We start from the raw sequence: 23,450 nt of genomic DNA, 5'->3' as shown, positions 1-23,450 counted from the left end.
CGAGGAGAGATATGTTCCAGCTCGAAGTTCAGGCCATCCATACCGGCGCCACGGCACAGACAAAAGAAGACGCTATTCGTCAGGTTGCCGCCGCGCTGACCGCAGCAGGCAACGTTGCTGAAGGCTATGTCAGCGGCATGCTGGCTCGCGAACAGCAGACCAGCACCTTTCTCGGCAACGGCATCGCTATTCCACACGGCACCACCGACACCCGTGACCTGGTGCTGAAAACCGGCGTACAGGTTTTTCAGTTTCCCCAGGGCGTAGAGTGGGGCGAAGGGCAGATTGCCTATGTGGCTATCGGCATCGCCGCTAAATCAGATGAGCATCTGGCGCTGCTGCGTCAGCTGACGCATGTGTTAAGCGATGACAGCGTGGCAGAGCAGCTAAAAACGGCCTCTGCTGAGGATCTGCGTGCGCTGCTGATGGGTGAGAAGCAGGGAGCTGAATTTACCTTTGATACCTCGCTGATTGCGGTGGATGTCGCGGCGAGCGATCTGATCACGCTGCAGGCGCTGAATGCCGGTCGTCTGCAGGCGGCAGGCGCGGTTGACGCCGCATTTATCACCGACGTTATCTCCCGCACGCCGCTGAGTCTGGGGCAGGGGATCTGGCTGAACGACAGCGCGCAGGGTAACCTGGGCAGCGCTGTCGCGGTAAGCCGCCCGGCGGTGCCGTTTGACCGGCAGGGCGAGCGCGTGGCGCTGCTGCTGACGGTTGCCGCAGTGGATGAGCGTCCGCTGGAGGTGCTGGGCTACCTGAGTAACCTGCTGCAGAACAATAAAGCTGAACGTCTGCTGAAAGCGGATGCAGCCGGCGTACTGGCGCTGCTCACCAGCGAAGTGGATGAAGCCGCTGAAGTGCTGACCGCAGAATTTACCATTCGCAATGAGCATGGCCTGCATGCGCGTCCGGGAACGGCGCTGGTCAGCGTTATCAAGCAGTTTAACAGTGATGTCACGGTTACCAACCTTGACGGCAGCGGTAAGCCCGCTAACGGCCGCAGCCTGATGAAAGTGGTGGCGCTGGGCGTGAAGAAAGGCCATCGCCTGCGCTTTACCGCCAGCGGTGATGATGCGCCGCAGGCGATGCAGGCTATCGAAGAGGCCATTAATTCCGGTCTGGGCGAGGGGGCAGCATGAGCCGTCGCGTCGCCACCATTACGCTGAACCCGGCGTATGACCTGGTTGGCTTTACGCCGGAGATAGAGCGCGGTGAAGTCAATCTGGTCAAAACCACCGGCCTGCATGCAGCAGGCAAAGGGATCAACGTTGCCAAAGTACTCAAAGATCTCGGCATCGACGTCACCGTCGGCGGCTTTCTTGGCCGGGAAAATCAGGATGGCTTCCAGCAGCTGTTCAGCGAGCTGGGAATAGCCAATCGCTTTCAGGTCGTGCAGGGGCGTACCCGCATCAACGTAAAGCTTACAGAGAAAGATGGCGAGGTAACCGACCTCAACTTCTCCGGCTTTGAAGTAACCGCGCAGGACTGGGAGCGCTTTACCGCAGATTCACTCACCTGGCTCGGCCAGTTCGATATGGTCTGCGTCAGCGGCAGCCTGCCGGGCGGCGTGACGCCAGAGGCGTTTACCCGCTGGATGAGCGATCTGCGTACGCTCTGTCCGTGCATCATTTTTGACAGTAGCCGTGATGCGCTGGTTGCGGGTCTGAAAGCCGCCCCGTGGCTGGTTAAACCAAACCGGCGCGAGCTGGAGATCTGGGCTAACCGCAAGCTGCCTGAATTGCAGGATGTGATTAACGCGGCGCATGAACTGCGCGAGCAGGGCATTGCTCACGTGGTGATCTCGCTCGGCGCAGAAGGTGCACTCTGGGTCAACGCATCTGGCGAATGGCTGGCAAAACCGCCGGTCTGTGAGGTTGTCAGCACGGTCGGTGCCGGTGACTCCATGGTCGGCGGCCTGATTTATGGCCTGCTGATGCGTGAATCCAGCGAACATACGCTGCGACTGGCTACCGCCGTGGCGGCAATGGCTGTCAGCCAGAGCAACGTCGGCGTAGCCGATCGTACCCGGTTGGCCGCGATGATGGCGCGCGTCGACTTACAACCCGTTAACTAACAGCAGGAGAGCGATGATAATGAAAACGCTGCTGATAAAAGATTCTTCACTGGGACTGGCCTCCGCACATCTGGCTATCGAACGTCTGCGTGCTGCAGCAGCACAGGCCGGACTGGAGCTGGTCAGCGCTGCCGCTGAAGCCGAACTGATTCTGGTTGCCGGCGACAATATTCCGGAAGATACGCAGCTGACGGGCAAATCCGTAGCGCGCGTTGATGTGCAGCAGGCGCTGCGCGATCCTCAGGCGGCGATAGCACAGGCGCAGGCAAACGCGCAGCGCTGGCAGCCCGCAACCGCACCGGCAGCCGGGGCTGCCGCAGCACCGGTTACGGCCAGCGCGCAAAAGCGCATTGTCGCCGTGACCGCCTGTCCGACCGGCGTCGCACACACCTTTATGGCGGCAGAAGCGATTGACGCGGAAGCGAAAAAACGCGGCTGGTGGGTAAAAGTCGAAACCCGTGGTTCCGTTGGCGCGGGCAACCCGATCACTCCGGAAGAGGTGGCCGCCGCCGATCTGGTGATCGTGGCAGCGGATATCGATGTGGACCTGGCGAAATTTGCCGGCAAGCCGATGTACCGCACCTCCACCGGCCTGGCGCTGAAGAAAACGGCGCAGGAGCTGGATAAAGCGCAGGCGGAGGCGAAAGTTTATCAGCCCTCCGGCAGCCAGAGCGCCAGCGCACAGGGCGACAGCAAAGAGAAAGCGGGCGCCTACCGTCACCTGCTGACCGGTGTCTCCTACATGCTGCCGATGGTGGTTGCAGGCGGCCTGAGCATTGCGCTGTCGTTTGCGTTCGGGATCACCGCGTTTAAAGAGCCGGGCACGCTGGCAGCAGCGCTGATGCAGATCGGCGGCGGCAGCGCATTTGCGCTGATGGTGCCGGTACTGGCAGGCTTTATTGCATTCTCCATCGCCGATCGTCCTGGCCTGACGCCTGGCCTGATTGGCGGCATGATTGCCACCAGCATCAATGCCGGTTTCCTGGGTGGTATTATCGCCGGCTTTATCGCCGGTTATGCGGCGAAGTTCCTGAGCAGCAAAGTGAAGCTGCCACAGAGTATGGAAGCCCTGAAGCCCATTCTCATTATTCCGCTGGTTGCGAGCCTGATCACCGGCCTGCTGATGATCTACGTGGTGGGTAAACCGGTTGCCGGTATCATGAGCGGCCTGACCAGCTGGCTGGCCAACATGGGCACCGCAAACGCCGTGCTGCTGGGCGCCATTCTTGGCGGTATGATGTGTACCGATATGGGCGGTCCGGTCAACAAAGTGGCCTACGCGTTTGGCGTCGGGCTGCTGAGTTCGCAAACCTATGCGCCGATGGCCGCGATTATGGCTGCGGGCATGGTGCCACCGCTGGCGATGGGTCTGGCGACGCTGGTTGCACGCCGCAAGTTCAATAAAGGGCAGCAGGAGGGCGGCAAAGCGGCGCTGGTGCTGGGTCTCTGCTTTATCTCTGAAGGGGCCATTCCGTTTGCGGCGCGCGATCCGATGCGCGTGCTGCCGTGCTGCATCATTGGCGGAGCCGTGACCGGCGCCATCTCAATGGCGATTGGCGCGAAGCTGATGGCACCTCACGGCGGTCTGTTTGTGCTGCTGATCCCGGGTGCGATTACGCCGGTGCTGGGCTATCTGCTGGCGATTATCATCGGTACCGCGATTGCCGGTCTCGGTTACGCCGTGCTGAAGCGTCCGGAAGAGGAGCTGGCGAAAGCTGCATAATCCGACGGACATAAAAAAAGGGAGCTAAGGCTCCCTTTTTTATTGTCCGCTATCCGGCGTGCTGCTCAGCTTTAAGCCAGGCGATCTCATCTTTCCAGATATCGGGATTGATGGTTTCCAGGATCAGCGGAATGTTATCGAAGCGCGCATCTTTCATCAGCCAGCTGAACACGGTTTTGCCGATGTTGCCTTCACCCAGACTGTGATGGCGATCGACGCGGCTGCCAAGGGCACTTTTAGCATCGTTCAGATGCATACCGCGCAGATAGTTAAAGCCCACCACGCGCTCAAATTCGGCAAAGGTAGCGACACAGTCAGCTTCGGTGCGCAGATCGTATCCGCCGGCGAAGGTGTGACAGGTATCAAGACAGACCCCCACGCGCGATTTATCCTCGACGTGCGCAATAATGGTCGCAAGATGCTCAAAGCGATAGCCGAGGTTACTGCCCTGGCCGGCGGTATTTTCAATCACCGCGACGACATTTTGCGTTTTATCCAGCGTGATGTTGATCGATTCGGCGATGCGCTTCAGGCACGTCTCTTCATCAAGCTGCTGCAGATGGCTGCCGGGGTGGAAGTTCAGCAGCGTCAGGCCAAGCTGGTCAGCGCGCTGCATCTCATCCAGAAACGCGGCGCGTGATTTCTCCAGCGCTTCGGCCTCCGGGTGACCCAGGTTGATCAAAAAGCTATCGTGCGGCAGGATTTGCGCGGAAGAGTAGTTATACCGCGCGCAGGCGCTTTTGAACGCGTCAATGGTCTGCGCAGAGAGCGGTGCGGCTTTCCACTGACGCTGATTTTTTGTAAAGAGCGCAAAGGCGGTGGCCTCCAGCTCATGGGCGCGGATCACTGCCTGATCCACGCCGCCGGATGCGCTGACGTGTGCACCGATATATTTCATGCCGCTCTCCTGTATGGGCGTTAACTAAAGCAAGGCGCACATAATAGCGGAAGCGGCTATGCCATGAAATGTTGCACCAGCAAATTCAGCGCGCCGCCGCCGACGATGAGCCAGCAGAACATCATCAGCCCCAGCAGCAGCGGTTTTGCGCCCGCCTGTTTCAGCGCGGAGAAGCGCGTGGTCAGACCCAGCGCTGCCATCGCCATCGCCAGCAGCAGGTTGGCCAGCTGGTTCAGCGCGCTAACCACTCCGGCTGGCAGCAGCTGCAGTGAATTCACCAGCGCGACCGCGATAAACAGCAGTGCAAACCACGGAAAACTGCGTGCAGACGTTGCCGTGCGCGGGCCGCGCTGCCGGAGCCAGCTGCCCAGCAGCAGCAGGAAAGGGGCCAGCATCATGACGCGCAGCATCTTGGTGATCACCGCCATATTCTCTGCTTCAGCGCCTATGGCGTGCCCGGCGGCTACTACCTGCGCCACCTCATGCAGCGTGGAGCCGGTAAAGATGCCAAACTGCGCGGCACTGACAGCGGGCAGCAGTGCAAACAGCGCGGGATAAAGCAGGATGCCGGCGGTACCAAACAGCACCACGGTTGCCACCGCCACCGCCACTTTCGAGGCGTCAGCTTTGACCACGGGTTCCGTCGCCAGCACCGCCGCCGCACCGCAGATGCTGCTGCCGGCACCAATCAGCCACACCGTCTCGCGATCCATCTTTAGCAGCCGGATGCCAGCCAGGCAGGTAAGCAGGAACGTTGTGCCGATAATCAGCGTATCGATAATCACGCCGCGCAGGCCGACGCCGGCTATCTGCTGAACGGTGATGCGAAAACCAAAAAGAATAATGCCAAGGCGCAGCAGGCGCTGTTTTGCCAGCAGCACACCGCTGTCGCAGTGGCTGGCGATACGCGGGTAAAAAGTATTGCCGGCAATAATGCCGCCAACGATCGCCAGCGTCAGCGCGCCCAGACCGACGTGAGACAGCCACGGCAGCGAGGTAAGCCAGGCGGCGCAGCCTGCCAGCGCCGCCGTTAGTGCCAGACCCGCCACCACCCGGCAGGGCGGGAGCACCGGTTTTATTATGCTAAATTCAGCCATTAACCACCTCCTGAGTATGGCAATAGCCTGCGCCTCTCTGATATAAAAGTGAAATTGATAATATCTTTATAATCGACCGGAATAAGTGATAAGGAGAAAGGCTATGTTTGTGCGTCTGCGCCGCTGGGCAAAGCTGATTAAGCGGGATGTCCTGACGCTGTGGTTTGCCTGTCGCGACCCGCGTACGGCATGGTGGTTCAAACTGATGGCGTTTGGGCTGGTAGCCTATGCGCTCAGCCCGATTGACCTTATTCCGGACTTCATCCCGATTATTGGTCTGCTGGATGATGCCATCATTGTACCGCTTGGCGTGATTATTCTGCTGCGCCTGCTGCCGCGCGATATTCGTATCAGCAGCGCTGAACGCGCGGAAGTACAGCGCGCGCGCGGAGTAAAAATTGTCAGTCGCGCCGGATTTGGCCTGATCCTGCTGATCTGGATCGGCATTATCGTCTGGCTGATACAGCGCTATATGGCCTGAGGAGCAAGCATGCATATTACGCTACGCCAGATTGAAGTGTTTACTGAGGTGCTGAAGAGCGGTTCCACCACCCAGGCCTCGCAGGTGCTGTCACTGTCGCAGTCGGCGGTGAGCGCGGCGCTGGCGGATCTCGAAAACCAGCTGGGAGTACAGCTGTTCGATCGCGTAGGCAAGCGGCTGGTGCTGAATGAGCATGGGCGGCTGCTCTATCCGCGCGCCGTCGGGCTACTGGAGCAGGCGGGTGAAATTGAGCAGCTCTTCCGGGAAGATAGCGGGGCGATCCGGCTGTTTGCCAGCAGTACCATCGGTAACTATTTGCTGCCGGGCATGATTGCCGCCTACCGGCGCGATTTTCCCGCACTTCCGCTGGAGCTGAGCGTCGGCAACAGTCAGGATGCGATTCAGGCCGTTGCAGATTTTCGCGTGGATATCGGCCTGATCGAGGGACCGTGTCACGAGCCGGATATCATCAGCACGCCGTGGCTGGAAGATGAGCTGGTGGTGTTTGCAGCACCCGACTCGGCGCTGCTGCAGCAGCCGGTGACGCTGGTAAGCCTGGCGGCGGCACCGTGGATCCTGCGTGAACGCGGCTCCGGTACGCGTGAAATTGTTGATTACCAGCTGCTGTCGCATCTGCCGCAGTTTCAGCTGGGTATGGAACTGGGTAACTCCGAAGCGATCAAACATGCGGTACGGCACGGCATGGGCATCAGCTGCCTGTCGCGCCGGGTCATTGCCGACCTGCTGGAAGCGGGCACGCTGGCAGAAGTGGCGGTTCCGCTGCCGCGCCTGACGCGCACGCTCTACCGCATTCACCACCGGCAAAAACATCTCTCAAACGCGCTCAACCGCTTTCTTGCCTACTGCTGTGAATAGCCGGCGGCGGCGGGTGCTGCTAATAATCGCCCGCCGATCATGAAGGTAACTAATAACCCGAGGTGAATGCTATACAGCGCAGGGTTAGCTGCTACAATCGCGCCTTATTTTTATCCGGCATAGCGTTTACACATGCATAATGACTCAAAAACAACACAACAACCTGGGCTGCGCCGTGAATTAAAAGCGCGCCACCTCACTATGATCGCCATCGGCGGCTCCATTGGTACCGGCCTGTTTGTCGCTTCCGGCGCCACCATTTCACAGGCCGGACCCGGCGGCGCGCTGCTCTCCTATGCCCTGATTGGGCTGATGGTCTACTTTCTGATGACCAGCCTCGGCGAACTGGCTGCCTTTATGCCGGTTTCCGGCTCCTTTGCCACCTATGGCGCAAAATATGTTGAAGAGGGCTTTGGCTTCGCGCTGGGCTGGAACTACTGGTACAACTGGGCGGTGACCATTGCTGTTGATCTGGTCGCCTCGCAGCTGGTGATGAACTACTGGTTCCCCGATACGCCAGGCTGGATCTGGAGCGCCACTTTTCTCTGCCTGATGTTCCTGATTAACTTTATCTCGGTTAAAGGTTTTGGCGAAACAGAGTACTGGTTCTCGCTGATTAAAGTCGCCACCGTCGTTATTTTTATCGTGGTGGGGATTCTGATGATCACCGGTATTATGCGCGGTGCAGAACATGCAGGCTGGCACAACTGGACCGTGGGCGATGCGCCTTTTGCCGGCGGGTTTTCTGCAATGATCGGCGTGGCGATGATTGTCGGTTTCTCCTTTCAGGGCACCGAGCTTATCGGCATCGCCGCCGGTGAATCTGAAGATCCGGCCAAAAATATTCCGCGCGCGGTGCGGCAGGTTTTCTGGCGTATTCTGCTGTTTTATGTGTTTGCGATTCTGATCATCAGCCTGATCCTGCCCTATACCGATCCGCAGTTGCTGCATAATGACGTGACCGATATCAGCGTCAGCCCGTTTACGCTGGTGTTCCAGAATGCCGGTCTGCTCTCAGCGGCGGCGATCATGAACGCAGTCATCCTGACGTCGGTGCTTTCAGCGGGTAACTCCGGTATGTACGCCTCAACGCGCATGCTGTTTAATCTCGCCCGTGAGGGCAAAGCGCCGCGCATCTTTGCAAAACTCTCCAGAGGCGGCGTGCCGCGCAATGCGCTGATTGCGACGACCGTAGTAGCTGGTCTCTGCTTCCTGACGTCAAAGTTTGGTAATCAGGAAGTTTACCTGTGGCTGCTTAATACCTCAGGTATGACCGGTTTTATCGCCTGGCTGGGCATTGCCATCAGCCACTATCGTTTCCGTCGCGGCTATGAAGCGCAGGGGCGCGATCTGGCCGATTTACCTTACCGCTCCGGCTTTTTCCCACTGGGTCCTGTCTTCGCCTTTGTGCTCTGCCTGATTATTACGCTGGGGCAGAACTATCAGGCGTTCCTCGCCGACACCATCGACTGGTACGGCGTGGCGGCAACTTATATTGGTATCCCGCTATTTCTGATTATCTGGATGGGCTACCGGCTGACACGCGGCAGCCGCGTAGTGAAATATAGCGAGATGGAGTTCCCGGTTTTTAAACAGTAAAACCTGGCGTGGCGGCATTCCAATCCAGACGTAGGGGGCGCATTTTTGCGCCTTTGGTTTCAGGCGATTCACCCAACCCAGGGCGGCATTAATGCCGCCCCTGTGATTGCACGATACGCAGGGGACGCATTCATGCGTCCCGGATTTCAAACGATACACCCGGACCAGGGCGGCATCAATGCCGCCCCTACGCATTTATGCGTCCCTGGCATATTGATGCATCCCTGCCGGTTTGAGCTTTGTTACAGAGATATAATTGATAATTATTATCACCTGCTCTATTGTGTCAGCCGTTATGATTACGGCTATACAGGTAGACTCATGCGTACGACGGATTCCGTGCTGATAGCGGAACACCCCCCTGAAGCTGACACCCTGACACGTTATCGTCAGGTGCTGCGTCAGCGACTGCTGCTGACTGGCGTACTGGTTGTTGCTATTCTCGCCTCGGTTATTCTCGATTTCACCCTTGGCCCGGCCGGGCTTACGCTGGAAACGCTCGGGCAGACCTTGCTGCATCCGGCCGCGATGGATGCCGGTACCCGCGTCATCGTCTGGGATATCCGTCTGCCCTATGCGCTGATGGCCGTGGTTGTCGGGCTGGCGCTGGGACTGGCGGGTGCCGAGATGCAAACCATTCTGAACAACCCGCTGGCGAGTCCCTTTACGCTGGGCGTCTCTTCCGCTGCAGCCTTTGGTGCCGCGCTGGCAATTATCCTCGGCGTCGGTTTTCCCGGCCTCTCCGATCAGTGGTTTATCTCCGCTAACGCCTTTGTGTTTGCGCTGTTTGCCGCGCTGATGCTGGATGGCATTACGCGCTGGAGCAAAGTCTCGACCTCCGGCGTGGTGCTGTTTGGTATTGCGCTGGTATTTACCTTCAACGCCCTGGTTTCCATGATGCAGTTTATCGCCAGCGAAGATACGCTGCAGGGACTGGTGTTCTGGACCATGGGTAGCCTGGCGCGCGCATCGTGGGAGAAGCTGGGCGTGCTGAGCGCTGCGTTTGCGCTGCTGGTACCGTTTTCCATGCTCAGCAGCTGGAAGCTGACCGCACTGCGGCTGGGGGAAGATCGCGCCATTAGTTTTGGTATCGACGTGCGCCGTCTGCGACTGGCAACGCTGTTACGCATCAGCATTCTCTCGGCGCTGGCAGTAGCCTTTGTCGGCCCGATTGGCTTTATCGGCCTCGTCGCCCCGCATATCGCCCGCATGATGTTTGGCGAAGATCATCGTTACTATCTGCCCGCCAGCGCGCTGGTGGGCGCATTGGTGCTGTCGCTGGCCTCAGTTGCGTCGAAAAACCTGATCCCGGGCGTGATTATTCCGGTGGGGATCGTGACCTCGCTGGTCGGCGTTCCCTTCTTTCTGAGTATTATTCTGCGTCACCGGGGGAGCGTGTAATGGATTCAGGCTTACGTATTGAGCAGTTCAGCGCCGGTTACCCTAAGCGTCAGGTGATCGACAATCTGGACGTTGCCACGCTGCCGCGCGGCAAAATCACCGTGCTGCTTGGCCCGAACGGCTGCGGTAAATCCACGCTGCTGCGCGCGCTGGCGGGCCTGGGTAAAGGCGAGGGCGCACTCTGGCTGAACGGCGTTGATTTAATGGCGCAGCCCTTCACGCAGCGAGCAAAGCGGGTGGTCTACCTGCCGCAGACGCTGCCGGCCGGGGTTCATCTGCACGTACTGGAATCGATTATCGTGGCGCAGCGCGCCTCGGGCGGCCTCCATAGTGCGGACAGTGAAGCAGAAATTATGGCGCTGCTTGAGCAGCTGGGTATCGCTCATCTGGCGATGCGCTACCTCGATCAGCTCTCAGGCGGGCAGAAACAGCTGGTAGGTCTGGCGCAGTCGCTGATCCGCCGGCCGGAGCTGCTGCTGCTGGATGAACCGCTGAGCGCGCTGGATCTCAACTATCAGTTTCACGTGATGGATCTGGTACGACGCGAAACCCGGCTGCGCAATATGGTCACGGTGGTGGTGGTGCACGATATCAATATTGCGCTGCGGCATGCTGACCACGCGCTAATGCTGAAGCAGGGCCGGCGTCTGGCGGATGGCATACCCGCAGAGGTGATTACGCCGCAGACGCTGGCGCAGGTGTATGGCGTGCGCGGCCGGATTGAGCACTGCTCGCATGGCATGCCGCAGGTAATGATTGACGGGCTGGTGGCAGAGTCGCTGATGTAGCTATATCTGCAATGCCAAATCTATAGTGTGATGGCTTGCCTGCCCACTGCTCGATCGGCCAGCCTGTCTCCTTCACCGGTATCAACACCTGTCAGGCCCCTTCGCCCTTTTAGCCCTGCAGTTAAGCGACAGGTTCACCATGAATGGCTATGAGGCCATGCAGGGGGCATGACCTCTTAAGGCCAGAGATATGCCAGCATGGCGTGAGAGGGACTTAACCTGCACGATTTTTTCATTTCAAAATATCGATGAGAGCTTATCAATATTAAGCTTTTTAAGCGCTGAATGTCGCTGAGAATAAAACGTTTTAATGCTGCAGCTCCAGTCAAGCTTCCTGGTTTTCGTTAGCAGCGTTGTCTTTAATGCTTCAAATTCCCTTGGCGTAATGATTTTTTTATTGCTGCTGCATTTATACAAATTGCCCATAGCGGCAGAGTAAATATTACCATTGTCAAATATAATGATTTTGCTGGAGCGGTAAGCCAGGCTGATAGCTAAAGGCATCATATCTCTGGACACCAGCAGTAAGATGATTTCATCAGCCCGCTCATTCTCTTCGCAAAAGCAGATGAAATCTTTTAGTGATGCTTTGTTAAGCAGGAAAACCGATGCTTTACTAAAATGAAAAAGAAAGCGCTCTTGCAGATAAAGTTCGCTAAATCCCCTCTCCAGAAAGTAGTTTTCTTTTTGAATTAAATTAACATCCATATTACATCCCGTTAACAGTATGGTTGATTTTATTTCCATTCTTTTGCTTTTAGCCGTAGCATATAATTCCCAAGGCCATAGGATCGGGAATTCTTATGAAAACAGGTGTAAAAGCAACTACAGTCAGAGATATCGAAAATTGCTATAGCAAAATAATGCAAAGCGAGAATTTTCATGCGGCTTTGATGACGCATGCAAATATGATCTGTAAAGAGTTCGCATCCAATAAGATGTTCTATAAATACATTTTCAAAAATAACAGGTTTCTTGCATCCGTGATTATCACATGTGTCTTCTTTAAAAAAGAGAAGCCTTGTCTGAATGATATAAAGTATCAGTGCATCAGAACCAATATGATCAGTCCTAATACTGTCTCTTCTCTGCTATTACTGTTAAAAACGGGTAGCTATATATCCACCAGAAAAGACACTATTGATAAGAGAAAAACGCATTTTTCAATTACTGACCGGGGATTGAAGTCAGCGATGTCGTTAACAAAGACGGTGGCTATTCCATTAGATGAAATGGGTATAACGGATTTCAAAGTCAATAACTTCTCAGTAGAGAATATGCAAAGCTTCTTTAAAAGATACTATGACATATTTCATCACGATATCCATCTTATTAATATTGCTGACAAAGCTGATATTTTTATCAACAAAGACTCCGGTCATATGATTATGACTCATCTATATCTTCACGGAACTACCGCACAAGACTGCGGTGAGGCATTAACCATCATCAGCCTGGCGAAGCGCTGCGGCGTATCACGCTCGCATCTTCGTAACATCATATTAGAAGCGAAAGAAAATTCCCTGGTGGACTACGATCCGAAATCAGGCCGCATACACATTCTGGAGTCTTATAATGCGATGTATCATAAATACATGGCGTATTATTTTTCTTTTGTCCTTTATGCCGCTGAGAATTTCAAAGATTAGTTGCTCTTCCTTTCTGCATTGCGGTAACACTGGTAATGCAGAAAGAGTAAGTAATCCTCCTGGCTTTGTAAATGTTAATGATTAGACCCAAAAAAAAACACCTGATCTGGACAGGTGACTTCCCCTGAACGCAAAGAGCTGAATGAAAGATCGCATTTAGCAAGCATTCTTTCTTAGCAAGCAAGGCACGATACTAAAAGCGTTGCATTTCGGCGATAATGCCGAACTATGATTGTAACTAATTGTTTTTGATCAATAATATGCAATGATAGTTGTCATGATAGACCCATCTGCTTTTGTGATTCAAATTTTTAATTCATAATAGCTAATGTAAATGATCAACGGTGATTATTATTACACAGGTAAACCGATCATTGTTTCTTAACTGAATCATTAAAGAAAACGTATTTTGCTATCCTGGTTAGCTGTTTATTCGAAATGCGAGTTAGGATTTTTCTCAATACCGGTCAGTATGCCTGGATACATATAGGAATATAATAAAATAGGATGATTTAAATAATCTTATTACCTGGTTTTTAATTTTACATAAACGTGCTCTGAACGGGCTGAAGCAGATATAAATTCTGTCTCTGCCGTTATGTCATTTTTTTATTTCAATTTATTCCGCTGCTTTTTTTTCAGGTTTACCGGGTTAGCTCGTAACTCTACTCTCTGGCTTCCCTGGTCAGGGATTGATAGTTAGGGCGATAGCTGTTTTTCGGCAGCATTCGGTTATCTTGAGACGAGGTATAATTATGAAAAAAACGACACTTATTGCTGTGCTGGCGGCTGCCGGCATGTGCCCGGCCGTATTTGCTGCCGATGGCACAATAAATTTCACCGGGAGTATCCGCGATACAGCCTGCACCGTTAATACCAGCTCTGCTACGCAGACCGTCAATCTGGGCACTGTAGCCGCCAGCTCTTTTGGCGCAGCCGGTACGCAGGCCTCGGCAACGCGTTTTACCATTAACCTTACCAGCTGTCCGACAGCGGTGACGTCAGCCAGCATCCGCTTTGACGGTCCGCTGGCGAGCGGCAACTCCAGCCTGCTCGGCCTGACGTCCGGAACCGGCGTGGCTACCGGCGTTGGTATCGGTATCTATGAACAGAACAGCACCACGCTGATTCCTGTCGGGCAGGCATCTGCGCCTGTCACGCTCTCTTCTACCGGCACCAATGCCCTTAATTTCATCGCCAAATATGTGTCAACTGCTGCCACCGTTGGCGCAGGTACGGCGAATGCGGCTGCCACGTTTACCGTTGCCTATAACTGATAATGCGAGCCGCTTGCGGCTCCTTCTCTTCAGGGAAGACTTCATGATTCGTTTTTGTATTCTATTGATAGTGCTGATCAATCCACTGATGAGCCTGGCAGGGGTTGAGATAGGGGGTTCACGGCTCATTTATGAGGGGAATGCGCGGCAGGCTGCGCTGAGCATCAGTAATCCGGATGATTATCCCTACCTGATTCAGGCATGGGTAGATAAAGATCCTACACAACGTCACAGTGACAACACGTTTATTGCCACGCCGCCCCTGTTCCGGCTGGAGCCGCATACGCAAAATTCTGTCCGCATTGTCTATACCGGCGCGGCGCTGCCTGCCGATCGGGAATCTCTGTACTGGCTGAGCATTAAGTCCGTGCCGGGCACGCCGAAAGAGGAGACCAATCGCCTGTTAATCACCGTAAAAAGCGTCTTCAAACTCTTTTACCGGCCGGCAGGGTTACCAGGCGATGCGGCGACAGCGTTTGAAAAAATCACTTTTCGTCGTCAGGGCGACCGTATTTACGCTTCTAATCCCACACCGTTTTATATCTCCTTTTATGAACTGAAAATGGGCAACGCTAAGCTGAAATCGCTGCCTGTGCTCAGTCCATTATCAGAGCAGGCTATCGATTTTCCGCCGGGAACCGCAGGCACGCTATCCTGGCGGGCGATTAATGATTACGGCGGTATTACCGACGTCAGAACTGCAAAAATCTGATTAAGGCCTGACCATCAATGCGGACGACGCTTTTTACCCGCCAGTCAGGCCGGTCGGCGTCAGCGATGACAGGCTTCATGCTGGCAGCGCTGATGAGCCCTCCCGGATCTGCAACAGATTATTTTGATCCTGCCGCGCTCGAGCTGCGCGGGCAGGTGAGTGCTATCGACCTCTCGGCACTGGAACAGCCCGGCGGTCAGATCCCCGGACGATATCGGACGGAAATCTATCTGAACAGCCGCTATATGGCTGAAAGAATACTAAATTTCACGCTGGGTGAGCGTGGACTTATCCCGGAGATCACTAAAGAAGATCTGCTTTCCTGGGGCGTGCGCAGCCAGGCGACACCGGCATTTTCAGCGATGAGCAAGGGATCACTCCGCCAGCCGATCGATCGCGTCCTGCCCGACGGCCAGCTTAGCTATGACTTTGCTCAGCGGCGTCTGGATATCAGCATTCCTCAGGCGTTTATGCAGCAGAGTGTGCAGGGAGCGGTCTCCCCTGAAGAGTGGGATGACGGGCTGCCTGCTGCCTTTGTGAATTACGCCTACAGCGGTGCCAGCAGCCGCAGCGACGCTCGTCAGGGAACGGTTCAGAATAATTATCTGAATCTGCGCAGTGGCGTAAACCTGGGAGCATGGCGTCTCAGAAACTATTCATCCTGGTCTGATAACGGGCGCTCGCGCCAGTGGAACAGCATCAATACTTACCTGCAGCATGACGTTAAATCACTTAACGCGCAGTTTGTGGCGGGCGACAGCTATAGCCCGGCAGGCGTGTTCGATAGCGTCGCTTTTCGCGGCGTGCAGCTCTACTCTGATGACAATATGCTGCCGGAAAGCCGGCGTGGATTTGCCCCGGTCATTCGCGGCATCGCGCAGAGTAATGCGCGCGTTACCATTCGCCAGGATGGAAACATCATCTATCAGGCTTATGTTCCACCAGGACCTTTTGCAATTACCGATCTCTATCCTGTCTCCTCAGGCGGCGATCTCAGCGTCTCAATTCGCGAAGCAGATGGCACAGTGCGTCAGTTTGTTCAGGCATTCTCAGCAGTGCCGCTGATGCTGCGTGAAGGTCAGGCTAAATATGCACTGACGGCGGGTAAGTATCGGGTGGTTGCCGCTGATAATGCCGCCCGGTATGAACCACTCTTTTTGCAGACAACCGGGAGCTATGGTCTGACGAATGCCAGCACGCTCTACGGCGGAATAATTCTGTCCGGCGATTATATGAGCAGTAGTCTGGGATCGGCTAAAGGGCTGGGTTATCTGGGTTCGGTCTCGATAGACGGAACCTGGGCGCATGCGCAGTCAGGTGAGATCGAAAAACAGGGGGCATCGTTCCGTTTTCAGTATGCCAAAGATTTTACCGCCAGCGGAACCACGTTTAATCTGGCCGGCTATCGCTACTCAACATCCGGCTATATGAATTTTAATGAGGCAAATGGCTATTACAATACGCCCCCGCTTAATGCCAGCAATGATGAGCTGATTGGTTCAAAGCAGGCGCAACGCGTCTGGACGGAGTGGCGCAATCGCCACAATAAACGCAGCCGGGCCGAGCTAAACATCAATCAGAGGCTGGGCGATTTTGGCAGTCTCTATCTGTCTGCTTATCAGCAACAATACTGGGGCATAAGCGGCCGGGAAAATACGTTTAATCTCGGCTACAGCATCAGCCACAATGCGGTGAGCTATACGCTTAACTACATGCGTTCGTCCTCGCCCTGGCTAAGCCAGCAGAATAACGTGTTTTCGCTGGCCGTTCAGATTCCGTTTGAACGCTTTATGCCGAAAAGCTGGCTTAACGTCTCAGCCAGCCAGACAAACAGTAGTGGATTGATGGCATCAGCCGGTATTGCGGGCGTGGCGCTGGCGGATAACACGCTTAGCTATAACATTCAGCAGGGTTATGCCAGCCGGGGAACCGGCGGGTCGGGCAGCACAACCCTCGACTATAAAGGTTCTTCCGGTGAATATCTGGCGGGCTATAACGTAACCCGCCAGACGCGACAGCTTAATTATGGCGTCATGGGGGGGATCCTGGTTCACCCCTGGGGCCTTACTCTATCGCAGCCCTTAGGCGATACGATGGCGCTGGTAAGGGCAGACAAAGCGGCAAATGTGAAGGTAGAAAATAGCACTGGTGTTTATACCGATAGCCGGGGTTATGCCGTGGTGCCCTATCTCTCTCCCTACCAGCGAAACATCATCAAACTAGATTCCGGCACGCTGGCCGACGACATCGATCTTACTGCAGATACCCGTCGTGTTGTGCCAGGACAGGGCGCGCTGGTTCTGGCAGATTTCCCGACAGCGGCGGGGCAGAAAATAATGCTGACGCTGAATTCAGAAAAAACTATTCCTTATGGCGCGTCGGCCACGGTAACCAGCGGCAGCCAGACATCATCAGGTATCGTAGACGATCGTCATCAGGTTTATCTGAGCGGCGTGCCGTCGCGCGGCACGGTAAAGGTGGTCTGGCAGCACGACGGATGTCAGGCCGATTACGTCCTTCCCGGCGACAAGCCGGTTATACAACTTATTAGCCTGCAATGCCGGTAAAGGATTAACCATGCGAAAAATTCTGCTGCTTATTATTCTGGCTCTGCCCGGTGCCTTTACGGTGCAAACGGCTTACGCCTGGAACTGTTCCGTTGCGACAGCGACAAGCGTTATCACGCCGCCAACGCTGGTGGTACAGAGAGATCTACCGGTTGGCGCCATGATCGGAAGCGTGCTGACCTCAGATATGGCGGGAAGATTTAGCTGTTCAGATACGCCTGCGCCGGCGCTGACCTATCAGGAGTTTGGCATCAAGAGTCATGGCAAAAATGTCACGATTATTGACGGACGCAATATCTACAGTACCGGTATTGCAGGCATTGGCTACGCATTCGGCGGGCTGTCCGGGAATAACTGTGCCGGCACGTCAGGGTGGGTGGATAGTGTCTGGGGACCGAACGTTCAGCAGCTCTGCAAAAGCAGTGGCCTGCTGGCCAGTCAGCCGATGACGGGGCAGGCGCTGGTGCAGTTCTATAAGACGGCGCAAACCACCGGCAGCGGTAGCGTCGGCGCGCAGCTGATTGGCTCATTTATCCTGCGCAACAATCAGTCAGCCTGGATGTGGCCGGAGGCATATATCAACCTCGGTGCATTGACGGTAACGACGGTGGCCTGTTCGGTAACCAATAGCGCGCTTTCGGTCACAATGGGTACGGTGCAGAAGCGGGCCTTCAGGGGCGCGGGCACCGGACCGGGCGACAGTTTTACCCGCACGCTGACCATTCCGCTGAACTGCAATGCAGGTACGCGGGTAAACGTGCAGATCGATGGCAGCGTTCAGGATGCGGCAAATGGCGTACTCAATCTGACCGGCGGAACTGGCAGTGCAACAGGAGTGGGCATTCAGCTGCTCTACAACAATGTACCGTTAACGCTGCAAAAGCCAATTAACACCGGCAGTGCGGACACAGCCGGAACGTTCAGTATCCCGCTGCAGGCGCGCTATTATCAGACCGGAAGTGATATTACGCCCGGTACAGCAAATGCCACCGCCACCTTTACAATTACCTATCAGTAATGGTGCGACGCCTGCCGGGAAGGTCTAATCGCAGTGAACCGGTCAGAGATAAGCGGAAGGGGCAGCTGATAGCCAGCGCGGGCTGAGAAGCCCGCGGCTGGCAAAGGACTATACCAGCAGATGTTTCGCGTGAAAGCGCAGGTGATCTTCCACAAAAGTGGCGATAAAGAAGTAGCTGTGGTCGTAACCCGGCTGAATGCGCAGCTCCAGCGGGAATCCCTGTTCGCGCGCAATCGCCTCAAGGCGCTCCGGACGCAGCTGGTCCGCGAGAAACTGATCGCCGTCGCCCTGATCGATCAGCAGCGGCAGACGCTGCTCCGCCTCCTGCATCAGCAGGCAACTGTCCCATTCCCGCCACGCCTGGCGGTCGTCGCCGAGATAGGCAGTAAACGCCTTTTGCCCCCAGGGGACGTCGCAGGGATTCACAATCGGTGCAAAGGCTGAAGCGGAAGCAAAGCGTCCGCCGAGGCGCAGTGCCAGTACCAGCGCACCGTGTCCTCCCATTGAGTGGCCCATAATCGACTGCCGATCGCTCAGCTTGAAGTTATCCGCCAGCAGCGCCGGCAGCTCCTCGCTGAGGTAGTCAAACATACGATAGTGCGCCGCCCACGGCTGCTGCGTTGCGTTGAGATAGAAGCCGGCGCCCTGGCCGAGATCGTAACTCTCATCGTTAGCCACCGCGTCCCCGCGCGGGCTGGTGTCCGGCATAATCAGCACCAGACCCAGCTCTGCGGCCACACGCTGCGCGCCCGCTTTGGTGGTGAAATTTTCGTCGCTGCAGGTCAGTCCGGCGAGAAACCAGACCGCAGGCGGCGGCGTATCAGCTTTGGGCGGCGGTAAAAAAATGCTGAACGTCATCGGGCAGTTCAGCACCGATGACTGATGTCGCCAGCGTTGTTGCCAGCCGCCAAAGATGCGGTGTTCTTCCAGCAGTTCCAGCGTGGATGCCATAACGCCTCCGGTTATTTGTTGAAGTGCACCACAGAGCGAATCGATTTCCCTTCGTGCATCAGATCAAAGGCGTCGTTGATCTCATCCAGCGCCATGGTATGGGTGATGAAATCGTTCAGCGCAAACTTGCCATCCAGATAATCCTGCACGATACCCGGCAGCTGGCTGCGGCCTTTCACGCCGCCAAACGCGGAACCCCGCCAGACGCGGCCCGTGACCAGCTGGAACGGGCGGGTGGAGATCTCTTCACCGGCACCGGCCACGCCGATGATGACCGACTCACCCCAGCCTTTATGACAGCACTCCAGCGCCGAACGCATGACGTTGACGTTACCGATACACTCAAATGAGAAATCGACGCCGCCATCGGTCAGCTCAACGATGACATCCTGAATAGGCTTATCGTAATCTTTCGGGTTGATCAGGTCGGTGGCACCCAGCTTGCGGGCCAAATCAAATTTGCTGGTATTGATATCGATAGCGATAATGCGGCCCGCTTTTGCCATCTGCGCACCGATGATCGCCGAGAGGCCAATACCGCCGAGACCAAAAATTGCCACGGTGTCGCCCGCTTTAACTTTAGCGGTATTCATCACCGCGCCCATGCCGGTGGTCACGCCGCAGCCCAGCAGGCACACCTCTTCCAGCGGAGCTTCTTTACTGATTTTCGCCAGCGAGATTTCCGGTACAACGGTGTACTCGGAAAAAGTAGAGGTGCCCATATAGTGGAAAATAGGCTGGCCATCTTTAAAGAAGCGCGTAGTGCCATCCGGCATCAGTCCCTTGCCCTGGGTGGCGCGGATCGCCTGGCAGAGGTTGGTTTTGCCGGAGAGACAGAACTTACATTTGCCGCACTCCGGAGTGTAGAGCGGGATAACGTGATCGCCCACGGCGACGCTGGTAACGCCTTCGCCCACCGCTTCCACCACGCCGCCACCTTCATGACCGAGAATGGCCGGGAAAACGCCTTCCGGATCTTTGCCGGAGAGCGTATAGGCGTCGGTATGGCAAACGCCGGTAGCAACGATGCGTACTAACACTTCGCCTTTCTGCGGCGGCATCAAATCCACTTCTTCGATTTTCAGCGGCTCGCCAGGTGCCCAGGCAACGGCGGCACGGGTTTTAATCATGTTCATGCAATCCCTCTTGCGGTAGATGCGGGCCAGTGGCCCTGGTGGTCATTACTTATTTCAGCAGCGTCTGCTCGCTGTCCGGCAGCGGATGCAGCAGGCCGTCGTGCTGTGGCCGGTCATCAAACATATCAATAATCAGGTATTTCAGCGCCTCGACGTTTGGCGTAAACGCATCGCGTCGCCACATCAGCCAGGTAGCGGTATCGCGATAGAGCGGCGGCAGCGCGTGCTCCTGTACCCGCTCGCGCGCCGGCATCTGCGCCAGCACGGAGGCGGGCAGCATTGCCACGCCGCCGCCGCCCGCCACGCAGGCAACCATCGCGTGATAGGACTGGATCTCCATGACGTTGCGCGGTGCGCTCTGGCTGTCGCGGTACCAGCTCTCCAGCCGGGTGCGGTAGGAGCAGCTGTTGCCAAAGGCAAACAGCGTATCCTGCTGGGTATCGCGTGCGCTGAGGATCGGCGGATGTTCAGGGCTGGAGATCAGCACCATCTCTTCGCTGAAGGCGATACAGCCGTTCAGGTCATCATAGGGAGCCGGACCATCAACCAGCGCCGCCGCCAGCGTGCCGGCGCGCACTTTGTCGATGATATCGCCCGATGTGCCGGTCACCAGGGAGAGCGCCACCGCCGGGTAGCGCTGATGATAGGCGGCCAGCAGCGCCGGCAGGCGGGTAGCTGCCGTGCTCTCCATTGAACCAAAAGCAAAATTGCCGCCTGGCTCACCGGCGCGGGCGATATTCAGCGCTTCATCGCTCAGCGCCAGAATACGGCGGGCGTAGTTGAGAAAATTATGCCCCATCGGTGACAGACGCATGCGCTGCTTCTCGCGGATAAACAGGTCAACCCCGATCTCCTCTTCCAGCTGGCGCAGGCGCGTAGTGAGATTAGAGGGCACGCGATGCAGCTGTTCAGCGGCACGCGCCAGAGAACCGGTATCGGCTACACAACAGAACATTCGCAGCTGAACTAAATCCATCTTCTCATCCCGTAAACAACAAGTGCAATGTTATTCATATTTTGTGAGTCTAAACTGCCCGCCGGCGGCTGGCAAGTGCGTTATTGCCGCTTTTGCAGTTTAGCCAGGCGCGCTGCTGATAAGTGTAGTGATAGCGACAGCAACAGCCGCTTTTTTGCGCTTTTTGGTGCCGCGCACGCGCACGTGCTGATTGCCAATCAGATTGATTACTGGATTAAGCCTGCGTTGTGTTTCACAATACGCGCTCAGAATTTCCCCCGCGGGCTATGTTCCGCGGGCGCATCACCTGCCGGAGAATGAGAACGATGAGCACCTTAAGTCAGGAAGCCGCCCTGGTTCATGAAGCGCTGCTGGCGCGCGGTCTGGAAACGCCGTTACGCGCCCCGGTGCGCGAAATGGATAGCGAAACGCGCAAGCGTGAAATTGCCGGTCACATGACGCAAATCATGCAGCTGCTGAATCTGGACCTGGAAGATGACAGCCTGATGGAGACGCCGCATCGCATCGCAAAAATGTATGTGGATGAGATTTTCTCAGGTCTCGATTACGCCAACTTCCCGAAAATCACCGTTATCGAAAACAAAATGAAAGTGGACGAGATGGTGACGGTGCGTGACATCACGCTGACCAGCACCTGCGAACACCATTTTGTGATCATCGATGGCAAGGCGACGGTGGCCTACATTCCCAAAGACAAAGTGATTGGCCTGTCGAAAATCAACCGCATCGTGCAGTTTTTCGCCCAGCGCCCGCAGGTGCAGGAGCGGCTGACGCAGCAGGTGCTGGTCGCGCTGCAGACGCTGCTTGGGACGACTAACGTGGCGGTGTCGATTGATGCAGTTCATTACTGCGTAAAAGCGCGCGGCGTGAAAGATGCGACCAGCGCAACCACGACCACGTCGCTGGGCGGGCTGTTTAAATCGAGCCAGAATACGCGTCAGGAGTTCCTGCGCGCGGTACGTCATATCTGATCCCCAGGCGGCCCCGGTGCCGCCTTTTTTGATGGCTGAGGGCCGCAATGCAACGCTACCAGGCGCTGGATTTTATTCGCGGATGCGCGGTTCTGGGCATTTTGCTGCTCAATATTACCGGCTTTGGCCTGCCGTCAGCCGCCTATCTTAATCCCGCCTGGCAGGGCAGCGTTACGCCGCAGGATGCCTGGACCTGGGCGATACTGGACGGGCTGGCGCAGCTGAAATTCCTCACGCTGTTTGCACTGCTGTTTGGCGCCGGACTGGCGCTGCAGATCCCCCGCGGTAAGCGCTGGATCAGCACGCGCCTGACGCTGCTGGTGCTGCTCGGGTTTATCCACGGCGTCTTCTTCTGGGAAGGGGATATTCTCCTCGACTATGGGCTTATCGGCCTGATTATCTGGCGTCTGCTGCGTGAAGTGCCCTCTGAGCGTGCGCTGTTTCAGACCGGCGTGCTGCTCTATCTGGTCGGCTGTGCGGTGCTGCTTATCTTCGGAGCGATCTCCGGCAATCAGAGCAGCAGCGGCTGGCAGCCGGGTGCCGCTGTGCTGGAGTATGAAAGTTACTGGAAGCTGGTGGGCGGCTGGGAAGCGGTACGCAACCGGCTCGATCTGCTCGCATCGGGCCTGATGGCGCTGGCATCCCAGTATGGCTGGCAGCTGGCGGGGCTGATGCTGATGGGTGCCGCGCTGCTGCGCTGCGGCTGGCTGACCGGTGAGTTCAGCCTGCAGCACTACCGGCGCGCCGCACTGCTGCTGCTGACGACCGGCTGGCTAATCGCGGTGCCGGGTATCGTTGCGCAGTGGCAGCTGCAGTGGGCGCAGCGCTGGACCAGCTTTTATCTGCAGGTGCCGCGCGATCTCGCCTCGCCTTTTATCAGCCTCGGCTATGCGGCGCTCTGTCTCGGCTTCTGGCCTGCGCTCGCGCGTAACCGGCTATGCAACCTGATTCAGGGAGTGGGGCGCATGGCGCTGAGCAACTATCTGTTACAGACGCTAATCTGTACCACGCTTTTCTACCGGTTTGATCTCTTCCTGCACTTTAACCGGTTACAGCTGCTGGCGCTGGTGCCCGTTATCTGGGTAGTCAATCTTCTCTTCTCAGCGCTCTGGCTGCGCTATTTTCGTCAGGGGCCGCTGGAGTGGCTGTGGCGCTGGCTGACGCAGCGTCTCTCTGCAACCGGCACCGCAGTGCCGCCTGTCAGATAATGACCTGCATCACAAAGATCGCATAAAGCAATGTAACCGTTTTCA

General features: G+C 56.2%; 21 protein-coding genes. 15 read left to right on the top strand and 6 right to left on the bottom strand.

The genetic code is table 11. The features are described 5' to 3' along the window. Positions 1-11: 11 nt before the first annotated feature. From fruB to fruA, 3 genes are read left to right on the top strand one after another with little or no spacing between them, the layout of a single operon-like run. The gene (gene fruB / locus B4M48_RS12145) at positions 12-1,142 is read left to right on the top strand and encodes a fused PTS fructose transporter subunit IIA/HPr protein (protein ID WP_094111138.1); all 1,131 of its coding nucleotides are present in this window, start codon (positions 12-14) and stop codon (positions 1,140-1,142) included. Beyond that, positions 1,139-2,077 carry a 1-phosphofructokinase gene (fruK, locus tag B4M48_RS12140; protein ID WP_039385473.1) on the top strand — a complete coding sequence of 313 codons (939 nt, stop codon included), beginning with the start codon at positions 1,139-1,141 and terminating at the stop codon, positions 2,075-2,077. The genes fruB and fruK overlap by 4 nt, the downstream gene beginning before the upstream one ends. A gap of 19 nt (positions 2,078-2,096) precedes the next feature. Continuing rightward, the gene (gene fruA / locus B4M48_RS12135) at positions 2,097-3,800 is read left to right on the top strand and encodes a PTS fructose transporter subunit IIBC (protein WP_071668035.1); all 1,704 of its coding nucleotides are present in this window, start codon (positions 2,097-2,099) and stop codon (positions 3,798-3,800) included. Between the two features lie 49 nt (positions 3,801-3,849). Here fruA and nfo read toward each other — a convergent pair whose 3' ends face one another. Together nfo and B4M48_RS12125 are read right to left on the bottom strand one after the other, a co-directional pair. Continuing rightward, positions 3,850-4,698 (bottom strand): deoxyribonuclease IV, encoded by an 849-nt coding sequence (nfo, locus tag B4M48_RS12130; RefSeq protein ID WP_071668034.1) that lies wholly within the window; start codon positions 4,696-4,698, stop codon positions 3,850-3,852. Positions 4,699-4,754: 56 nt separating this feature from the next. Continuing rightward, positions 4,755-5,795: a YeiH family putative sulfate export transporter gene (locus B4M48_RS12125; RefSeq protein WP_071668033.1), complete on the bottom strand. Its 1,041-nt coding sequence runs from the start codon at positions 5,793-5,795 to the stop codon at positions 4,755-4,757. Positions 5,796-5,898: 103 nt separating this feature from the next. Here B4M48_RS12125 and B4M48_RS12120 point away from each other — a divergent pair, with 103 nt between their 5' ends. From B4M48_RS12120 to B4M48_RS12100, 5 genes are all read left to right on the top strand, one after another. Further along, positions 5,899-6,276, top strand: a complete 378-nt coding sequence (locus B4M48_RS12120; protein WP_039385465.1) for a YkvA family protein — start codon at positions 5,899-5,901, stop codon at positions 6,274-6,276. A 9-nt stretch (positions 6,277-6,285) separates the two neighbouring features. Continuing rightward, complete coding sequence (yieE, locus tag B4M48_RS12115) at positions 6,286-7,152, top strand: DNA-binding transcriptional regulator YeiE (RefSeq protein ID WP_071668032.1); 867 nt, start codon at positions 6,286-6,288, stop codon at positions 7,150-7,152. A 132-nt stretch (positions 7,153-7,284) separates the two neighbouring features. After that, a complete protein-coding gene (locus B4M48_RS12110) occupies positions 7,285-8,751 on the top strand; it encodes an amino acid permease (protein ID WP_071668031.1) in 1,467 nt (488 codons plus the stop codon). Positions 8,752-9,072: 321 nt separating this feature from the next. Next, the gene (locus B4M48_RS12105; protein ID WP_039385458.1) at positions 9,073-10,152 is read left to right on the top strand and encodes a FecCD family ABC transporter permease; all 1,080 of its coding nucleotides are present in this window, start codon (positions 9,073-9,075) and stop codon (positions 10,150-10,152) included. After that, positions 10,152-10,940 (top strand): ABC transporter ATP-binding protein, encoded by a 789-nt coding sequence (locus B4M48_RS12100; protein WP_039385456.1) that lies wholly within the window; start codon positions 10,152-10,154, stop codon positions 10,938-10,940. Before B4M48_RS12105 ends, B4M48_RS12100 begins: the two co-directional genes overlap by 1 nt. A 237-nt stretch (positions 10,941-11,177) precedes the next feature. Here the strand turns inward: B4M48_RS12100 and B4M48_RS12095 are convergent, their stop codons facing one another. Continuing rightward, complete coding sequence (locus B4M48_RS12095) at positions 11,178-11,648, bottom strand: hypothetical protein (protein ID WP_039385454.1); 471 nt, start codon at positions 11,646-11,648, stop codon at positions 11,178-11,180. Positions 11,649-11,743: 95 nt separating this feature from the next. Here B4M48_RS12095 and B4M48_RS12090 point away from each other — a divergent pair, with 95 nt between their 5' ends. The 5 genes from B4M48_RS12090 (at position 11,744) to B4M48_RS12070 (ending at position 18,163) form a co-directional block, all read left to right on the top strand. Next, positions 11,744-12,589, top strand: coding sequence for a hypothetical protein (locus B4M48_RS12090; RefSeq protein ID WP_039385452.1), 846 nt, complete (start codon positions 11,744-11,746; stop codon positions 12,587-12,589). Positions 12,590-13,344: 755 nt separating this feature from the next. Further along, positions 13,345-13,866, top strand: a complete 522-nt coding sequence (locus tag B4M48_RS12085; protein ID WP_039385450.1) for a fimbrial protein — start codon at positions 13,345-13,347, stop codon at positions 13,864-13,866. A 43-nt stretch (positions 13,867-13,909) separates the two neighbouring features. Continuing rightward, positions 13,910-14,578, top strand: coding sequence for a fimbrial biogenesis chaperone (locus B4M48_RS12080; RefSeq protein ID WP_039385448.1), 669 nt, complete (start codon positions 13,910-13,912; stop codon positions 14,576-14,578). A gap of 92 nt (positions 14,579-14,670) precedes the next feature. Next, entirely contained in the window at positions 14,671-17,145 is a 2,475-nt protein-coding gene (locus tag B4M48_RS12075; RefSeq protein WP_288656811.1) for a fimbria/pilus outer membrane usher protein, read from the top strand. A gap of 10 nt (positions 17,146-17,155) precedes the next feature. Then, on the top strand, positions 17,156-18,163 hold the full coding sequence (locus B4M48_RS12070; RefSeq protein WP_039385445.1) for a fimbrial protein: 1,008 nt from the start codon (positions 17,156-17,158) through the stop codon (positions 18,161-18,163). Positions 18,164-18,271: 108 nt separating this feature from the next. Here the strand turns inward: B4M48_RS12070 and fghA are convergent, their stop codons facing one another. From fghA to ptrR, 3 genes are read right to left on the bottom strand one after another with little or no spacing between them, the layout of a single operon-like run. Continuing rightward, a complete protein-coding gene (fghA, locus tag B4M48_RS12065; RefSeq protein WP_104085208.1) occupies positions 18,272-19,114 on the bottom strand; it encodes an S-formylglutathione hydrolase in 843 nt (280 codons plus the stop codon). A gap of 11 nt (positions 19,115-19,125) precedes the next feature. Beyond that, positions 19,126-20,250, bottom strand: a complete 1,125-nt coding sequence (locus B4M48_RS12060; RefSeq protein WP_039385441.1) for an S-(hydroxymethyl)glutathione dehydrogenase/class III alcohol dehydrogenase — start codon at positions 20,248-20,250, stop codon at positions 19,126-19,128. A 49-nt stretch (positions 20,251-20,299) separates the two neighbouring features. Beyond that, complete coding sequence (gene ptrR / locus B4M48_RS12055; RefSeq protein WP_039385440.1) at positions 20,300-21,226, bottom strand: putrescine utilization regulator PtrR; 927 nt, start codon at positions 21,224-21,226, stop codon at positions 20,300-20,302. A 305-nt stretch (positions 21,227-21,531) separates the two neighbouring features. On the opposite strand from ptrR, the gene folE reads away from it, so the two are divergent. Beyond that, positions 21,532-22,197, top strand: a complete 666-nt coding sequence (gene folE, locus B4M48_RS12050; protein WP_039385439.1) for a GTP cyclohydrolase I FolE — start codon at positions 21,532-21,534, stop codon at positions 22,195-22,197. Positions 22,198-22,244: 47 nt separating this feature from the next. Continuing rightward, positions 22,245-23,405, top strand: coding sequence for a DUF418 domain-containing protein YeiB (yeiB, locus tag B4M48_RS12045; RefSeq protein WP_071668026.1), 1,161 nt, complete (start codon positions 22,245-22,247; stop codon positions 23,403-23,405). Positions 23,406-23,450: the final 45 nt, after the last annotated feature.

Origin of the sequence: Pantoea sp. UBA6567, from assembly GCF_002434165.1 — a bacterium.
In the GTDB taxonomy this organism is placed as follows: Bacteria; Pseudomonadota; Gammaproteobacteria; order Enterobacterales; family Enterobacteriaceae; genus Pantoea; species Pantoea eucrina.
Note: the sequence above shows the minus strand (reverse complement) of the source record. Positions and strands in the feature narration are given on the sequence as shown.

Coding starts and splice junctions, on each gene's coding strand:
- fruB (WP_094111138.1), top strand. CDS start 12: ATGTTCCAGCTCGAAGTTCAGGCCATCCATACCGGCGCCACGGCACAG.
- fruK (WP_039385473.1), top strand. CDS start 1,139: ATGAGCCGTCGCGTCGCCACCATTACGCTGAACCCGGCGTATGACCTG.
- fruA (WP_071668035.1), top strand. CDS start 2,097: ATGAAAACGCTGCTGATAAAAGATTCTTCACTGGGACTGGCCTCCGCA.
- nfo (WP_071668034.1), bottom strand. CDS start 4,698: ATGAAATATATCGGTGCACACGTCAGCGCATCCGGCGGCGTGGATCAG.
- B4M48_RS12125 (WP_071668033.1), bottom strand. CDS start 5,795: ATGGCTGAATTTAGCATAATAAAACCGGTGCTCCCGCCCTGCCGGGTG.
- B4M48_RS12120 (WP_039385465.1), top strand. CDS start 5,899: ATGTTTGTGCGTCTGCGCCGCTGGGCAAAGCTGATTAAGCGGGATGTC.
- yieE (WP_071668032.1), top strand. CDS start 6,286: ATGCATATTACGCTACGCCAGATTGAAGTGTTTACTGAGGTGCTGAAG.
- B4M48_RS12110 (WP_071668031.1), top strand. CDS start 7,285: ATGCATAATGACTCAAAAACAACACAACAACCTGGGCTGCGCCGTGAA.
- B4M48_RS12105 (WP_039385458.1), top strand. CDS start 9,073: ATGCGTACGACGGATTCCGTGCTGATAGCGGAACACCCCCCTGAAGCT.
- B4M48_RS12100 (WP_039385456.1), top strand. CDS start 10,152: ATGGATTCAGGCTTACGTATTGAGCAGTTCAGCGCCGGTTACCCTAAG.
- B4M48_RS12095 (WP_039385454.1), bottom strand. CDS start 11,648: ATGGATGTTAATTTAATTCAAAAAGAAAACTACTTTCTGGAGAGGGGA.
- B4M48_RS12090 (WP_039385452.1), top strand. CDS start 11,744: ATGAAAACAGGTGTAAAAGCAACTACAGTCAGAGATATCGAAAATTGC.
- B4M48_RS12085 (WP_039385450.1), top strand. CDS start 13,345: ATGAAAAAAACGACACTTATTGCTGTGCTGGCGGCTGCCGGCATGTGC.
- B4M48_RS12080 (WP_039385448.1), top strand. CDS start 13,910: ATGATTCGTTTTTGTATTCTATTGATAGTGCTGATCAATCCACTGATG.
- B4M48_RS12075 (WP_288656811.1), top strand. CDS start 14,671: ATGAGCCCTCCCGGATCTGCAACAGATTATTTTGATCCTGCCGCGCTC.
- B4M48_RS12070 (WP_039385445.1), top strand. CDS start 17,156: ATGCGAAAAATTCTGCTGCTTATTATTCTGGCTCTGCCCGGTGCCTTT.
- fghA (WP_104085208.1), bottom strand. CDS start 19,114: ATGGCATCCACGCTGGAACTGCTGGAAGAACACCGCATCTTTGGCGGC.
- B4M48_RS12060 (WP_039385441.1), bottom strand. CDS start 20,250: ATGAACATGATTAAAACCCGTGCCGCCGTTGCCTGGGCACCTGGCGAG.
- ptrR (WP_039385440.1), bottom strand. CDS start 21,226: ATGGATTTAGTTCAGCTGCGAATGTTCTGTTGTGTAGCCGATACCGGT.
- folE (WP_039385439.1), top strand. CDS start 21,532: ATGAGCACCTTAAGTCAGGAAGCCGCCCTGGTTCATGAAGCGCTGCTG.
- yeiB (WP_071668026.1), top strand. CDS start 22,245: ATGCAACGCTACCAGGCGCTGGATTTTATTCGCGGATGCGCGGTTCTG.